11 protein-coding genes are annotated in these 16,083 nt (G+C 45.3%); 2 read left to right on the top strand and 9 right to left on the bottom strand.

The features are described 5' to 3' along the window. Complete coding sequence (locus HRU69_12110; protein QOI98181.1) at positions 1 to 675, bottom strand: hypothetical protein; 675 nt, start codon at positions 673 to 675, stop codon at positions 1 to 3. A 459-nt stretch (positions 676 to 1,134) separates the two neighbouring features. Here HRU69_12110 and HRU69_12105 point away from each other — a divergent pair, with 459 nt between their 5' ends. Continuing rightward, positions 1,135 to 1,533, top strand: coding sequence for a hypothetical protein (locus tag HRU69_12105; GenBank protein ID QOI98180.1), 399 nt, complete (start codon positions 1,135 to 1,137; stop codon positions 1,531 to 1,533). A gap of 161 nt (positions 1,534 to 1,694) precedes the next feature. Then, a complete protein-coding gene (locus HRU69_12100; protein ID QOI98921.1) occupies positions 1,695 to 1,976 on the top strand; it encodes a GIY-YIG nuclease family protein in 282 nt (93 codons plus the stop codon). Positions 1,977 to 2,566: 590 nt separating this feature from the next. Here HRU69_12100 and HRU69_12095 read toward each other — a convergent pair. The 8 genes from HRU69_12095 to HRU69_12060 form a co-directional block, all read right to left on the bottom strand. Next, the gene (locus tag HRU69_12095; GenBank protein QOI98179.1) at positions 2,567 to 3,727 is read right to left on the bottom strand and encodes a phospholipase; all 1,161 of its coding nucleotides are present in this window, start codon (positions 3,725 to 3,727) and stop codon (positions 2,567 to 2,569) included. A gap of 27 nt (positions 3,728 to 3,754) precedes the next feature. After that, positions 3,755 to 6,559 carry an SUMF1/EgtB/PvdO family nonheme iron enzyme gene (locus tag HRU69_12090; GenBank protein QOI98178.1) on the bottom strand — a complete coding sequence of 935 codons (2,805 nt, stop codon included), beginning with the start codon at positions 6,557 to 6,559 and terminating at the stop codon, positions 3,755 to 3,757. Next, positions 6,556 to 7,671, bottom strand: coding sequence for a galactose mutarotase (locus HRU69_12085; protein ID QOI98177.1), 1,116 nt, complete (start codon positions 7,669 to 7,671; stop codon positions 6,556 to 6,558). Before HRU69_12085 ends, HRU69_12090 begins: the two co-directional genes overlap by 4 nt. A 15-nt stretch (positions 7,672 to 7,686) precedes the next feature. After that, positions 7,687 to 9,708 (bottom strand): glycoside hydrolase family 127 protein, encoded by a 2,022-nt coding sequence (locus tag HRU69_12080; protein ID QOI98176.1) that lies wholly within the window; start codon positions 9,706 to 9,708, stop codon positions 7,687 to 7,689. Positions 9,709 to 9,740: 32 nt separating this feature from the next. Beyond that, positions 9,741 to 10,925: a tetratricopeptide repeat protein gene (locus HRU69_12075; GenBank protein ID QOI98175.1), complete on the bottom strand. Its 1,185-nt coding sequence runs from the start codon at positions 10,923 to 10,925 to the stop codon at positions 9,741 to 9,743. Positions 10,926 to 10,949: 24 nt separating this feature from the next. Continuing rightward, complete coding sequence (gyrA, locus tag HRU69_12070) at positions 10,950 to 13,364, bottom strand: DNA gyrase subunit A (protein QOI98920.1); 2,415 nt, start codon at positions 13,362 to 13,364, stop codon at positions 10,950 to 10,952. A 203-nt stretch (positions 13,365 to 13,567) separates the two neighbouring features. Then, a complete protein-coding gene (locus HRU69_12065; protein ID QOI98174.1) occupies positions 13,568 to 14,467 on the bottom strand; it encodes a hypothetical protein in 900 nt (299 codons plus the stop codon). 218 nt (positions 14,468 to 14,685) lie between these two features. Then, complete coding sequence (locus HRU69_12060; protein QOI98173.1) at positions 14,686 to 16,074, bottom strand: hypothetical protein; 1,389 nt, start codon at positions 16,072 to 16,074, stop codon at positions 14,686 to 14,688. Between the last annotated feature and the right edge of the window lie 9 nt (positions 16,075 to 16,083).

The raw sequence follows: 16,083 nt of genomic DNA, 5'->3' as shown, positions 1-16,083 counted from the left end.
CTAAAATTGTTTGGTTATACCTACGCTGAATAAACTGGATTTATTTCTGAACCGATCATTGGGTTCCGGCAGTTGTTGCACTGGTGTGTCGGTGGTGAACTCTGTAAATAAAAATTGAAATGCCACTTTAACAGCCAGCTTCTCTTTAAAGAAGTATCGCAGGTAAAATTCAGAATTCAGGCTTCCCTTGTCGTTATTACCTACCAACAAGATATTAAAAGAGGTAGGTGAGGCTGATGTAGCCTGCCCCTGAGGGCCATTGATGTAAGATCCATTTTGCTTGGCCCCAAAGGAAAATCCGATGGCATCGATGTTGAATCCTAACCCGATTTTGCTGGATAGCCTGTAGCCTAAGTTCATGGCCAGGTTCAGGGCATTTACCTGCGGGGTTGAAAGCAAAAGTGAGTCGGATTTACTCTCATCCTCCGCCAAAGATGCCGGGGCAGAAGAATAGTATTGAGAAGAGCCAAAGTAGGATGTGAACCTGCCTCCCAGACCAATTTCTATTTTTTTAGATTTTCCCAGTTTCCATAGATGAAAGTAATCCAATGACACATTTCCCTGGTTGTTGCCAATAGCTCCGGTAAAACCAGCGTAATTGACAGATCGAGAATCCTGTGCAAATCCAGCAGTAAATGTAAGCAGGCAAAGGAAGCATATTGCTGATATTCTCATAAAGGTTGGTTTATCGCTTAACCACAATAATGGTTAGAAAGTTTGATTAAACTTGTCAGGAATCTGACATCTAGAGAACTGCTTAAAAGATCCCCCTAAAAATGGAGCTCTGAAATGGAACACTCAAGCCACAAGAACCTGATGAAAACCTCTTTGATGCCAGAGGGACAGAAAGCAAACAGGAATGGCCTAACCTGCCACCGGACAGGCAGGCGCCAAACCGAAAACCGAACGACAGCCAAGCCACCGATGAAGAGACGAATGATATATTTAAACATAACGCGACCACACGGGATCGGATAGAAAGATGCAAGGGCTGCCGTAAAAAAATACTATCCAAGGCATGTGGGTTGGCAGGAGGGGAGGGTGGAGATTTTTTTACGAGCAGGCGGAGCGTACCCTTGCGGCTTTCTATTCCGCACGCCCGTAACTTTGCGTTATGTTTAAGTATTTTTAAGCATGAACAAAGACTGGTCAAAACTCCGTCCATTATCCAAGCTTGACCAATTGGCAGAAACCATCATCAAGACTGACTTTATCATGTCGGAGCAGCATCATGTCATTACCAGCTATGTTGAACATAAAGGAGCCAACTTCAAAGTATCAAATAGACAAACCGAAGAAGAGTTTGAAGTGCTGTGTAAGCAGATATGCATTGACAAAACAACCTATGCGTTTATTCCGCACAATCATTTGGATATGGGTCTGCGTTCAGACCTTTTAATTGGCCTAGTAATATTTGTCGATGGAAAAAAGCCGGTGAAGTACCTGTTTCCATCAACAGTTTGGAAAAACCCTAATCAGCTATTCACAAACTCGGCTGTCAAGCACAACGAATATGGCATCAGCGTGAAGTAAGAAAACATTCGAAGAACTAGTCGAGTACAGCTTTGAAAAGCAAGTCAGCAAGTATTGATCACATTATGTTAAGTAACGTGAGTGCGCTGGCCCGGCCCAAAAGCGGGGCGGTGTGTTGGCTTGGCCCGTGAAATAGTTCCAAATTTTTATCTTCGGGTATGGTGTACTATGTCTACATACTTCACAGTGATAAGGATGGCAAGCTCTACACAGGCTACACAGAAAATTTGGAACTAAGATTTGAGCAGCATCAGCTTGGGAGGGTTCCATCAACAAAAGACAGACGTCCGTTAAGACTGATTTACTTCGAAGCATGCTTGTCCAAAGCTGATGCTTTGCATCGTGAAAAGTACCTCAAAACTCATTATGGCAAAATGTTCTTAAAGAACCGGCTCAAATCTTATTTCACGGGCCAGGCGGGTGGAAGCATTTTTGGGCCTTGATTTTTTTGGTACTTTTTGCATCAAGGCAAAAAGTACATAACAAAAAGTGCGCTTGTCGTCCCGATCGAAGCATCGGGGAACACCGCAGTTTAATGCGTAGCGCGAGCGGAGCAAATCAAATACAATGTGTGAGCTTTATAAAGCACCAAAATGATTTTGAGTAATTCTAATAGCGTTGGCAAGAAAGCATGTGTATTGCGGGCTTAGGCTTGTGCGCTGATAAGCGCGGCTTGCAATACTTATGCTTTGTGCGGTTGGTGCCTTTAAATGCGCGTGGGAAAAAAAACTTTTAGCTGTGCACTTCACCATTAACAGGCGCTCAAGACTGTGTGCACTGAGGCCCGGATGCGGGCAGGCTTGAGCGGCTATTTAATATAACGTCAAATTATATAACTGTGCGGTTGGCAAGCGCGGCAACTTCCCGTACTTCATACAGAACCGTAAACCCCCAGATGGCGCCCGCAGGGATTGCGTGATGGAGGGCGCCAGATGGTTAACATAATATAATTATATAACTGAGCATCAGGCAGAAGCGCAGGCAAGAGTTATATAATTTATATTATGTTAAATATATTTTTTGCCTTTACCCTTTACTCCCTATGCCTGAAATAGAATGTAAATAATACCAGCAATGTGCGGATAATGGTATAAGCCCCCCATTGAAGCATACGATGACCCAGATTAAACTTTCTGTTAAGTTCTTCATCGGTAACCCGTCTGCAGTCGCGCACCATAATCTCAACCAGCCGGGTCTCTACTTCGGCAGCAAAAACCTTATCAAACACATCCAGGTTTAATTCAACACTGGCTTTTTCGCTTATTTCATTCACGTTATAGGATCCAACGGTCACCCATTTGCGGTCGTAGGTAGATATTTTCGCATGCAGAACATTGGGTTGGTACTCGTACACCTCCACACCACGTTTAAACAGCCACCGGTACATAAACCGCTCAGCATCCTTGGCCAGGCGCACATCAGAGACACCCGCCAGGATTAAACGGATACGCACACCCCGCTTTACTGCTCGCTCCATATGTCGCCTGATTTGCCGTCCGGGAATAAAGTAACTCGACATGATAATAACCTGATGCTTAGCCTGATCGAGCATTTCAATGTAGCTGCGCGTTATTTCCCGTTTGGCTCTTACCCAATCGTTGGCACGAGCCCGTACCGGGCAGACTTCTTTAGGCAGCAGATAAGTTGGTGCCGGTGGAATCTGAACCCCTTTTAACCGCCAAGGCGAAATGGAACGTGAAGCACAAATGTTGTAAAGAGCTGCTGACACTTCCCCCTCCACACAAATTGCCCAATCAAGCCAGGCTTTTTGTGCAGGTGTATCGTTGTAGCGGTTGCTGATGTTTAATCCGCCCACAACACCGTAACGACCGTCAACCACCAACACTTTATGGTGTAGTCTTCGGCCGAAATAAAAGTATTTGCTTTTAAAAAGAGGTTCAAAAAAACGGAAGTTAATTCCCGTGTTCTTTAAATCTTTAATGAAGTTTGCCGGCAGATTCTGAGAGGCGTACCCGTCAACCAGTAAATGCACGTAAATACCCCTGCCAGCCGCCCTCATTAAAGCTGCTGCAATGCGCATTCCTGTTTCATCTGCCTCGTAAATATACGTTTGGAGGTAAACCGAATGGTTGGCCGTATCAATGAGCCGCTCAAGAAGATCAAAGTATTCCGCTCCTCCCCGAATAAGTTGAGCCTTATTGTACAAGTAATAGGAAGCATTGGGGTCAGTCATTCTTTTAGTGTATCCTTAACAGCCCGGCTAATCTTTCACACAACGGAAACCTACAGTAGCATTCCGTTCAAAACCCTGCGATACCCGTAGCAGTGCCTGCCTGTAATGCAGTTCGCGCGGGCCGCCCTGCACGTACCACCAACTGGATGAGGGTTTAAAGTAGCTTCCTCCTTTCAGGATTATATACCGGTAGCTGCCACTTTCATATAAGTCGTTGGTTATCTGCCAAACACAACCGGTTAAGTCAAGTAAACTGTGTGGATTGACTCCGCGTGGATACTTGCCAACGGGGTACAATTTTCCATCGCCCAGATTGGCAAAACGAGGATTAATTCCCTCGATGGCAGTTACCGTTAAGGTTTCGGTTACAAACTGTTCTTTTCGCGTAACCGGTTTGGTTTGCCGCCAGGGCCACTCATTACCTTTTTCTGTTTGTGCTGCATATTGCCACTCCAGTTCGGTTGGCAATCGTTTACCGGCCCAGGCTGCGTAGGCTTGAGCATCTTCGTAGGATACATATACAACAGGAAAGTTTTCCTGGCCACTTGGAATAGCACCATGCTGCCAGTGTTTTAAGAAGTTAGCAGTATCAACAGGCTGGTAACCAGTGGCTTGCAGAAATTGCCTAAACTGACTGTTTGTAACCGGAGTGCGGTCCATCCAGAAGGCATTCATATCAAACTTCTCCCCCTCTCCTTCTTCCGGATACGGAATAAATGCATCGCCATGGGTGGTTTTAAACACAAACTTGCCGGCTGGAATACGCACCATACCCGGCACCTTCTTATCAGGTACTGCTGCCAATGGTTGTATACGGGATATCAACCGGGGTGTACCCGGCTTGATCGTTACAATCCGTTCATCAGCCAGTTCATCACCATCCATCAGTTGAATCACCAGTTTGCCCTCATACCGGCCGATGTAGTTGGGCAGAAACAGCTTATGATGAGCACGGGCAAAACTTTGATAGGATTTACCATAGCCAGGATTACCCATCCATAACCGGATTTCCGAACCTTTGCCTGCTTCTATGTGGAGATAATTGTTGCGGTAAGAAACCCGCAGCAGTTGCGGTAAACTGGCGATGCAGCTTACGGATCCTTCATTATTAGTTCCCAGCTCATAACTGTTAAATGCTTCAAGTTTAGCTGGTAAAAATAATCTGTTGTTTACCGCAACCGGAATAACTTCCTCGTGATGCCAAAGATCAACATAGTGATAATTAGCTTCTTGTTGAAGCTCAAATAAAGGACCTTTGTAACCTTCTGCCTTAAGACTGAAAATTGTGTAAAGGGTCTTCTTCGGACGGAAAACCGTGTAGATACTCACATCGGATGCGGGCCATTGGTTTACCCAGATGCTGTCGCGCAAGGTGGGGATTAATGGTGTCCATCCGAATGAGTTAAAAGCCGATGAGTTTTCGCGGAGAATGCGTGTAGTTTTTCCTAAAAAGCGGTATTGTTCTTCTTCCCATTCGGGATGTCCGGGTGCAAATTGATTGATCTCAGTTCCATAGCCGTTAAAGAATGCCACCGCGTATTCGCGTTTGATGGGCTCTTTAAAAACTTCGGCAACCCGGAAAATAGCAAAGTCGGGCCGGATAATTTTGTTCAGGTTAAGCATGGGCGGATAGTACAGCGCATTGTGTACACGCCCGCTGATGATGCCGGGCATATCTTTCGGAACGGCCATGCCCTCGCTGTACATGATCACACCCGGCTTAACGGCATCGGCAGCTTCCTGCAATTCTTTACTTGATTCGCCTTTTGTATCGAGTACCACGCCATCGGCCGAGGTTTCTTTAATCAGTTTAGCCAGTCCCTGAAGATGTCCTTCGCTGCGGGTACTCTCATCCCAGGGATTATATGCGATGAAGAATTTTGTGCCACGACTACGAAGCGAATCGGCCAGTTCACGCAGTCTGGTAAGTCCTCCGGGTAAATCGCGGTACATATCAAACTGATTTCGCTGGTCAAGTCCAAGTGTAGGCCACGTGGGCCACAGGCAGATTACATCATCGCCACCATACAGTTGTTGTGCGCGCTCCTGAAATTTGTCCCAGTTGAACCGGCCGGTGGTATAATCGTAATAGTCCTTGTCCCAGGCCATCATCAAATGCATTACGTAAGCTTTTTTAATCCACTGAAGGTCAGTACGCCTGTATAATCCATCATCAAATTCTTTCAGGTCATACAAATAGCGTTCTTGCAACACCTTACGCAGTCCATCCTGCCAGGTTCCCCGGTACAGGTCTGCATAAAAGAAGTAGCTTACTGATCCGCCCGGAAGCAAAATGGTTTCAAAGCGTTTGCGGGTAGCCTTTATGAATGAATCCGGGTCGCGCCTGGTTAAACCAAAAAGGTTATGCTGGTCATCCAGTTTAAAACAGCTGTAGCCGAGATTCCAGGCATTGTCCGGGACAATTACGTTTACCGGGGTTCTTCCAGGAAGAAACAGGTGCGTTCGCGAAAGCGGATGGTTGCCCCTGCCGGTGATATACATTTCTTTGTCGGCAGCCCCAAACGGAATGACATTGCTTAGTGTGAGCGAAGCAGAAGATGCATTTGTAAAGGTTACTTTAAAGCGAAAACCTGCTTCATCGGCTACCTTATCCGTAATTGAAATGTTGAGTAGACTCTGTGAAGATGATTGGTACGTTATGCCGTTTACATCAAATTCAAGCAACGGTACGCCAAATTTCCAGTTGGCATATCTGTTTGTACAGCCAATGGCCTTCAGCTCACTAATATATAAGTCGCTTAGAGGGGCTTCCTGGGCCCAACCTTTGCTAAGGGCAACAACAAAATAAACCGCTAATCCATGTATTTTCATCGCACCGAAAACCTGTAAATACTGGTTTGCCTGTACATCTCGCCAGACTGAAGAACGGTATTTGGGAATGCCGGCTGGTTGGGCGAATCAGGAAAGTGCTGGGGCTCCAGGCACAGGCCGGCATGTTTTTGATATACCTGACCTCCCCTGCCGGTTAAGGTTCCGTTAAGAAAATTACCGGAGTAAAATTGGATGCCCGGCTCGGTAGTGAATATAGTAAGTGTGCGGCCGCTTTGTGGATCATATAATTCTGCAGCCCTGGCAGGAGATTTTTCAGAAGGCAGGATCACGTAATTATGATCGTAACCGCCCGCTACCTGATTAATTTCTTCACCGATTCGTTTAGGTTCTATAAAATCAAATGGTGTGCGCAAGGTCTCGTCAAATTTTCCGGTCGGTATAAGTTCGTTGTTGACGGCCGTTAATTTTTCTGAGCGGATAATCAACTCATGATCAAGTATCGTGGGCGACTTCCCGGCCGACAGGTTAAAATACGAATGACTGGTGAGGTTAACGGGAGTTGGTTTATCGGTTGTGGCGGTGTAATCAAGTATAAGTTCGTCTTTTGATGTGACGGTCAGAATTACCTTAACATTTACGTTACCCGGGTACCCTTCTTCGCCATCCGGACTAAGGTACGTTAACTGCAAGCTGCTATCGGATAGTATATCAGCATTCCAAAGCACTTTATTAAAACCTTTTTCTCCGCCATGCAGCGAATGGCCGTTGTTATTGGCTGATAGCTTATACGTTTGACCGTTAAGGGAAAACTGTGCGTTGGCAATCCGGTTAGCATACCGGCCTACCAGGCATCCGAAATATGGATTTTCCGAACGGAGGTACCCTTCCAGATTATCAAAACCCAATACTACGTTACCCGGGTTTCCATTCCGGTCGGGCACGATAATGTCGGTGATGGTTCCACCATAATTCAGCACCTTCACAATCATTCCGGTTGTATTACGGATGGTAAATTGTTTTACTTCATTATTACCAATCATACCATAGGTGGATTCTGTTATGTTTTTGGATTTTTCTTGCTTACCCGACTGGCAGGTAATTACAATACTTGCCAAAATAGCAAGGGAAGAAATACCAATCAGACTCTTCATATTACATGCGGTGAATTAATTATCAGGATTAATCCGTACCTCCTTTACTCTTGTGGGTAACCACACCTGCATTTCATTAGCTCCCCGGTTGCTCCAGGCAAAGTAAGGAATAGCGGTAACCGGTTTAGTAATTTTTTTTACTTCGGCACCCTCGCCCCCACCGGTAAGCCCTGTTGCATTGAACTGTATAACAGTCACTCCACCAAGTAAGTCAGCCCGATAGTTTGTCTGAAACCTGGTATCATTTTCTATTACAAAATCCCATGCCTTCCCGTTATTGTCAGCCCCCTCAACACAATACACCAGTGGCCCACGTTGCAGGGCGATTCGATCGGCATTTTGCTTAATTTCCTGGTTGGCAACGATTACATTGACGGGCATAGCAAAAGTTACTTCAACTGCATCGGCCTTTTGCCAGGCACGGTTAATAACGATGTAGCCGTTTTGTTCCGTCCATTTTATCGGCTGCCCATTTAGTTTCACCACAGGTTCCTGGTGTATAAAATTTTTAAAATGGTACAAATTACCGGGCACTGGAATTCCTTTGCTCCATCCTGGAATACGGATACGCAAATCGAATTTAGTTTTTTGTTTCGGGTCGAATTTTATTTTTAGTGTTCCATCCCAAGGGTAGTTAGTTTCCATCGCAACCGGTATTACCTGTTTTTCTATCATAATATTTGCCTGATTACCAATGAAAAGGTTTATCCATAAACCGGATGAAGAGGTGGCATAAATGTAATCGCCAACCGAAGCCGTAAGTCGTGCAATATTGGAGGGACAGCATGCAGTGCCAAACCATTCTCTGCGGGCATGCGTACCAAATGATGCGAGTGGATTTCCGTAAAAGAAACGATCACCACTAAGCGATAATCCGGCAAGGGCACCATTGTAGAGGCTTCGTTCAAGCACATCGATAAATTTAGCGTCTCCGGTAAGCCGATTCATTCGTTGATTCCAGAATACCATTCCTACTGAAGCACAGGTTTCGCAATAGGCTTGCAGATTTGGAAGATCATAATCATGTGAAAATCCTTCGTTTCGGCCCGAAGAACCGATGCCACCTGTTATATACAGGTTGCGGTAAACTACATCTTCCCACACGGCCTTCATGGCATTTCCATACTGCTGGTTGCCGGTAGCGGCAGCCACATCAGCTGCTCCGGTGTATTGATACATGGCCCGCACGGCATGGCCGGTAATTTCGGTTTGGTCAGCAACGGGCTTCAGATCCTGCCAGTAGTCAGGGGTGATCCAATTGCTTCCGTAGGGATAATAACCGTTACCTCGTTGTTGCAGGTACCAATCGGCCAGTTTGAGGTAGCGATCGTTTTTTGTTAATACATAAAGCTTCACAAGGGCCAGTTCAATTTCCTGATGACCGCTGAACCAGGGTTTATTGTTTAGGCGAAAGGTTGAATCGATATGATTGGCAAAGCGGATGGCAGTTTTGAGTAGCTTGTCTTTTCCCGTTGTGTTGTAATAGGCTACGGCAGCCTCGATTAAGTGGCCGGCACAATAATCTTCATGCTTTTCAATGTCTGTCCAGCGTTTCGAAATATCGCCAAGCTGATACCATGTGAACAAATATCCATCGGGCATCTGGGCCTTTGAGATGACATCAATCCAACGGTCGGCCCGTTCTTCCAGTTCTTTGTCAGGAAAGTTTTTCAGGGAGTACGCAATTGCTTCGAGGGCTTTATACACATCGCTGTCATCGTAGTAAATCCCTTCGTGTTTTTCGCCCTGGTTTCTTACCACTTTTTCGAAATTTCGGATTCGGGGTGTTTTTACTTCCGTTTGAAGAATACATGCTTCCAGTGTTTTTGTGGCTACAGTTTGTAGCCGGGGCTTCCAAAAACCATCGGCAATGGTCACCGATGCAAAGTTGACGGGCTGGAGAGTGGTTTGTTGGGCATGTACATGCCCGATAAGGAATAGTCCGGCAGCAAGAAGTTGATACCTTTTCACGGGATAAATATTGATAAGCTTGAACGACCTAAATTCAAAAGAAAAAGCCGGAATGAAAAGATTCATTCCGGCTTTTTTATTAATGGCGTTGCCGAATATCAGTTATCAAGACCCAGTTCTTTGTACCGTTTTTCAATCCGCTTAATACCGGCCTGGTTGTCGAGATCACCATAGATGAGGTACAGTGCATCAAGAACTTCCGAATCATTCGGATTAAGTTTTTCTGCTTTTTCCCAATAGGGCAGCGCTACTTTCAGTTTTTCAACATAAACCTTATCTAATTCAAACCGCTTTTTCTTATCAGCTTCAGTTATTCCAAGGGAAGACATCTGCTTTTTAATGACTTCCGCATCAACAAAGTAGGCTTTCGCCAAAAGCAATTGTGCATCGAATGAGTTAGGATCAATCTTTAACGCATTCTCACAACTAGTCTTTGCTGCTTCATAATTGCCCATTTTAAAATTTGTGTAGGCCAGAAAATAATGCAGAACAACATTGTTTGGTTCGCTTTTTAAAGCTACCTCCAGGCCTGCTTTAGCTTCCTGGACACGGTCAAGTTCAATAAGGTACTGAATCTCCATTTTAGGTAATTCTACATTCTTGGGGTATTTGGTTTTTGCTTCCCGTGCAATTTCAATGGCTTTGGCTTTATCTGTTAACGAGGCGGCATTGATCATTACGTAATAAGCTTCAACGGCTGTACCGCCATTTTTTAAATAGGTTTTCATGTAATTCGAAGCCCTGTCATATTGCTCATCGGCATTGGCAACAATACCCGCATAGAAATAGGATGTGGTGTCATCCGGTTTAACTTTTTGTGCCCGGTCGAAATTAAAGAGGGCTGTTTTAAAGTCATCTTCCTGGTAGGCGGCTGCTCCCTGGTTAAGGTAATGCCCGCTCATTCTATCGGTGATCATCGACCGGGTTACGGGCACAAAGCTGTTTTTGTCAGTGTAAAACAACTCATTTTTTGAGTTTTTGTTTAACTCATCGGCCTTGGCAAGAGAAGCTAAGGCTTTTTCAAAAGCATTAGGGGCAAGTGCCTTATAATTTTCGTTTTGAGTGGTATCGAGTGAAGAATATATTAACCCACTGTAAAACCACGTCTTGGGATCTAATGAAAGTTTCGGGTCTGTTTCACAAACATCAATCATTTGTTTGGCTTCATCCAGTTTACCCGACTGCCATAAACTAAGCGCCTTGTTTAAGTTTGGCTTTATTGGTTTTTGTGCCATCACTACCATTGGCAGTGCTACAACAAGAAGAACAATTGCTTTTTTCATTATAGGTTATTTACAAGTTTAAAGTTATTCAACTACATCATCCATTTGTTGGATTTTTTCTACCGAGGATATCCGGTCGTCATCGTTCAACTTAATCAGCCGAACGCCCTGTGTTGCCCGGCCCATTACCCGTAATTCACTGACCTTTATCCGAATGGTTATCCCCGACCGGTTAATAATCATCAATTCATCCTTATCAACAACGTCCTTGATGGCAACAAGCTTGCCAGTTTTGGCCGTAATATTAATAGTTTTTACGCCTTTTCCGCCCCGCCTGGTTACCCTGTAATCTTCGATGGACGAGCGCTTGCCGTAGCCCTTCTCCGATACAACGAGCAAATTTACATCTTCCCGTGTAATGCAAACCATGCCTATTACTCGGTCGTTTGCCGAATCCAGCGTTACCCCTTTAACACCTGCTGCCGTCCGTCCCATCGGGCGAACGTCACGCTCGTGAAAATGCACGGCTTTACCTTGTGATTTAGCTATAACAATATGATTATTACCATTTGTTAATGAGGCGTTTAACAACTTATCTCCGTCATGAATAGTAATGGCATTAATACCTCCCTGACGTGGACGTGAGTAGGCTTCAAGGCTGGTTTTCTTAATAGTGCCCTGTTCAGTACACAGTATAACAAAGTTGTTTTCAAGATATTCCTTTTCTTCGAGGGACCGGACATTGATAATCGCAGCCACGTTGTCGCCCGGCTCAATGTTAATCAGGTTCTGAATGGCCCGGCCTTTTGAGGTCTTAACACCCTCCGGAATTTCATAGGCTTTTTTCCAGTACACTTTACCTTGCTCAGTAAAAATCAGCAGGTAATTATGTGCCTGAGCTATAAAAAGATTCTTGGTAAAGTCATCTTCTTTGGTAGCCACCCCCCTTGAGCCCACACCACCCCTGCCTTGAGTACGGTATTCAGAGAGAGATGTGCGTTTGATATATCCCTGATTGGAAATGGTAATAACCATCTCCTCATTGGGGATCATATCTTCAGGGGTAATGTCGTCTTCTTCGGTATGCACAATCTCCGTTCTGCGCTTGTCTCCGTAACGTTCCTTCAGTTCCTTTAGCTCATCCTTGATGATCTTCATTCGAAGGGGCTGGCTGGCCAGTATTTCATTCAGGCGAGCTATTAGTTCTTTTACTTCTTTGTACTCCTGCTGAATTTTATCGCGCTCAAGGCCGGTAAGGCGTTGCAGCCGCATTTCCAGTATGGCTTTGGCCTGAATTTCAGAGAGAGCAAAGCGCTGAACAAGCTCAACCTTGGCCGTGTCAGGATCTTTTGATGCACGAATGAGTTTAATGACTTCATCCAGGTTATCCAGAGCTATCATGTAGCCCTCCAGAATGTGCGCTCTTTTTTCGGCCTCGGCCAGCTCAAACTTAGCCCTGCGAACTACTACTTCATGGCGGTGATCCACAAAGTGTTTAATCAAGTCTTTCAGATTAAGCGTTTGCGGCCTTCCTTTTACGAGTGCAACGTTATTGATTCCGAATGTTGATTGTAGCTGAGTGTATTTAAACAAATTGTTTAATACAATATTGCCGATAGCATCCCGCTTCAGGTCGTATACAATACGATAGCCCTCCCTATCAGACTCATCGCGGATATCGGAAATGCCTTCAATTTTCTTTTCGTTAATAAGGGCGGCTGTTTTCTCAATCATCAGGGCCTTGTTAACCTGATACGGAATCTCAGTTACCACTATCTGTTCGCGGTCCTTGCCGGTTGTAACAATTTCTGCTTTAGCCCTGATGACCGCCCGACCCCGCCCGGTACGGTAGGCTTCCCGGATGCCCCCTACTCCGTAAATGATTCCTCCGGTTGGAAAATCGGGGGCCGGTATACATTTCATCAGCTCGTCAATGTTGATTTCCGGGTTATCAATGTAAGCTGTTATCCCATCAACAATTTCAGTCAGGTTATGAGGGGCCATGTTGGTGGCCATACCAACAGCAATACCGGATGATCCATTAACAAGCAGGTTGGGTAACTTGCCCGGGAGCACGGTGGGTTCAGTCAGGGAGTCATCAAAGTTAGGTTGGAAATCAACAGTTTCTTTGTTGATGTCGGCCAGCATTTCTTCAGCTATGCGCCTCAACCGGGCTTCGGTGTAGCGCATTGCAGCAGGTGCATCGCCATCCACCGAGCCGAAGTTTCCCTGGCCATCTACTAACGGGTAGCGCATGCTCCAGTCCTGAGCCATGCGAACCATGGTATCATATACAGAGGCATCGCCATGCGGGTGGTACTTACCAAGTACTTCCCCTACAATACGGGCCGACTTTTTATAGGGCTTGTTGTAGTTAACACCAAGTTCAAGCATACCATAAAGTACCCTTCGATGCACAGGTTTAAGTCCATCGCGCACATCGGGCAAGGCCCTCGATACGATTACCGACATCGAATAATCGATGTAGGCACCGCGCATTTCTTCTTCGATGTTTATCGGGATAATACTTTGCCGGCCGGGTTTTAGGCCTTCGGTTTCTTCAGCCACTTTTCAGAGGTTTATTACATTAAAAAAGCTTTTAAAATAATTCAAAATCGAACTTTTTAAAGGAGGCGCAAGATAGCGATTTTTGACCTGAAACCGCACCGGTAGGCTGCGGAAAATGCAAACAAAACCAACGGTTAATAGGGGTTTAATTTCCGCTTGTTTTTACCCTTGTATTTGATCAGGTCCGGGTAGTTTTCGCCATAGTGGGGGTTCTGCTTTTTCCAAATCGGATGCACCCGGCTGCGGTATTCACGGTTGCCATGCGCATGGTTAATCTGAATGCGGCATTCTTTTAAAAAACACCTCCTCAATTCAGGAATCCGGTACGTGGCACCAACATGAATATAAAAGGCATTGAAGCGGTGTTTGATGTTTTGCCCGGACTCTGTGAATGCCAGGCTGTAATTTTTAAATTCATACGATGGCCTGACAAACAGCCGGAAGTACTCAGACATTTCACGCTCAATGGTGGTTCCCAGGTTAAAAAACAAACCCTTTGTGATAACCGCTTTATCGAAGTTTTTCCCCAACGAATAACCACCTATGTTGGCATCTACCGTTACCAGGTAGTTATCATACCGGTACACCGAAGCTCCCAGCATTACAAAATATTTTTTAAGAAAAAAGCTCGAAAAACCAGGGTCAAAATTTCGCAGATCGTTGCGGTAAGTCAATGGCTTAAAATCACCCAGATTGACAAAGTCAAAGGAGTAACCTCCACCTATGCGGTAGCGCCCGCTGAATTCAACATGCACCGTGGCCTTTAACGGAATGGTAAGCGAATTGCTTCTGAATCCGATTTCAGCAGTATCGGAGTTAACCTGAAAATCACCAGGATTGATTGCAGGCACCACGGGTACTTTGCGGTTAAACCAGTTGGTATAGCCATCTGTGGGTGAATTGGGATTAAACAGAACAGGGCCACCACTGGCAGGCTGATGCAGTGCGAACCCGTCCAGTTGATGCCTGAAAACCGTTGAACCATACCCTGTACTAAATCCGAAATTCAGTTTACTAAGCAACTTTCGAAGCATACCCGGCTGTTGCCGGTCAACATAGAAATGATCCAGCGGAATACTTATGTCCTTATCCTTTTGTGAAACGGCAGGAAAGCCAGTACAAAGGATGATTAGGAAGACAACTATGGTGGTTAGTATTTTCAGAAGCCGGGTTTGGTTGTTTTAAAAGTTGTTCAAAATCGCCTAAACTATACCGGAGTTAAGTAACAAAAATACAGAAAATGCCAGTTAGATTAATACCTTGATACGGGCAGCGACTCTAACGAAGTAAATGTATGAAATAGTGTTTGCCCCTTGCTGACGGTATAGGTATATCGGTGCTGGTCAGCCTCGCCCCCGCTGCGGTTAAGCATGAAGATAACCGGGTTAGCACCTTCCTTAAGCGGAACACGGGAGTAATAAATGCTATGCGGAAGGGTTTGCCAGTTGCGGGTATCGGCCTTTTCTGTAGCGGCATTAATGGCTCCGATGATGGCTCCGAACGAACGATCTTCCTTGCGTGCCGAGTACTCCATCGATTTTTTCAGCGCAACCCGTAATAAGCTTTTACTGAACTCAAGCCCCATCCGTTCCTGGAGGCATTTAATGGCTACCTGGTTGACATCTTCTGCCAACTGCAATGGATAAGAAGAGTCGCTAGATTGGATACTTGCATGGGTGTAATAGGTTGGTCGCTCAACATATCGAGGAAATGCCACGCGGAAGACTTCCAGGTTACTCAGGCTGGCGCGTTCATCATCATTGCCCACGTAAAACGAGTACTGCATGTTCATATCCGTATTGCTAAAGAGGAACATGTTATCGCTTTGGCGGTTAACCACAAAGTTTATGCTCCACTCGTCCTTTACCGGGCTTAAACCGTTGTGCCAAAAGAATACTAACTCACCATCAGGCTTGTTTATTTGAAAATCAGGCCAGTTAAATTTGCTCTTGTAAAATTCAAATTCATCGGTAAAACCCGTGTTCCAGGCGGCTACGAGTAAATCGGCTTTTAGCTGGTCAGGTGCGGTTACACCGAATAACCGTTCATAATCTTCTTCGTAAATCTCAAAGGCGTTTCGGTAAGCAATAAACGCATTATTCCAGTCTTTGTCGGCCTGGTAAATAATGCCCATTAAGGTGTGGATGAAGGCATCTCGCCTGTATTTATTTTCTGAAGAGTACCTGTCGGATAATTGCTGGAGCCTGATGTTAAGCCTGCGGCATTCTACCAGGGCCTCCTCATGTTTGCCCATTTTCAGGAAATTCATCGCCTTGTAATACAGCACCATCAGGTGCTCGTGATCTTCGCCCCGGTAAATAGTTACCATCGGATTGGTAAAATAAGAGGCTGCCTCGCGTGCGATGTTCAACCGGTAATCTTCTCCAAAGAGGAAGGCCTTTTCGAAATAACTGTTGCTTTCTTCATATTGCCCCAGTATAGAGAGCAGGATGCCATTGTTTACGTAATAGAGAAACTTAACGCTGGGTTTCCGGTATTGATTATCCTCGCGTAGTGCTGCAAGGGCCTTATCCAGGCTGCCTTCTTCAAATTTCCGGTTATAGTCGTAGGTGGTTTCGTAGAACGATGCACATGCTGAGCCAAGCATCACCACCGCTGTGATCGACCATTGCTTCAGCATACGCTTTTG

It is taken from the genome of Flammeovirgaceae bacterium, from assembly GCA_015180985.1.
In the GTDB taxonomy this organism is placed as follows: Bacteria; Bacteroidota; Bacteroidia; order Cytophagales; family Cyclobacteriaceae; genus UBA2336.
The sequence above is the reverse complement of the archived record's forward strand: the minus strand, read 5'-3'. Positions and strand labels throughout refer to the sequence as shown.

Coding starts and splice junctions, on each gene's coding strand:
- HRU69_12110 (QOI98181.1), bottom strand. CDS start 675: ATGAGAATATCAGCAATATGCTTCCTTTGCCTGCTTACATTTACTGCT.
- HRU69_12105 (QOI98180.1), top strand. CDS start 1,135: ATGAACAAAGACTGGTCAAAACTCCGTCCATTATCCAAGCTTGACCAA.
- HRU69_12095 (QOI98179.1), bottom strand. CDS start 3,727: ATGACTGACCCCAATGCTTCCTATTACTTGTACAATAAGGCTCAACTT.
- HRU69_12090 (QOI98178.1), bottom strand. CDS start 6,559: ATGAAAATACATGGATTAGCGGTTTATTTTGTTGTTGCCCTTAGCAAA.
- HRU69_12085 (QOI98177.1), bottom strand. CDS start 7,671: ATGAAGAGTCTGATTGGTATTTCTTCCCTTGCTATTTTGGCAAGTATT.
- HRU69_12080 (QOI98176.1), bottom strand. CDS start 9,708: ATGAATCTTTTCATTCCGGCTTTTTCTTTTGAATTTAGGTCGTTCAAG.
- HRU69_12075 (QOI98175.1), bottom strand. CDS start 10,925: ATGAAAAAAGCAATTGTTCTTCTTGTTGTAGCACTGCCAATGGTAGTG.
- gyrA (QOI98920.1), bottom strand. CDS start 13,364: ATGCGCGGTGCCTACATCGATTATTCGATGTCGGTAATCGTATCGAGG.
- HRU69_12065 (QOI98174.1), bottom strand. CDS start 14,467: ATGCTTCGAAAGTTGCTTAGTAAACTGAATTTCGGATTTAGTACAGGG.
- HRU69_12060 (QOI98173.1), bottom strand. CDS start 16,074: ATGCTGAAGCAATGGTCGATCACAGCGGTGGTGATGCTTGGCTCAGCA.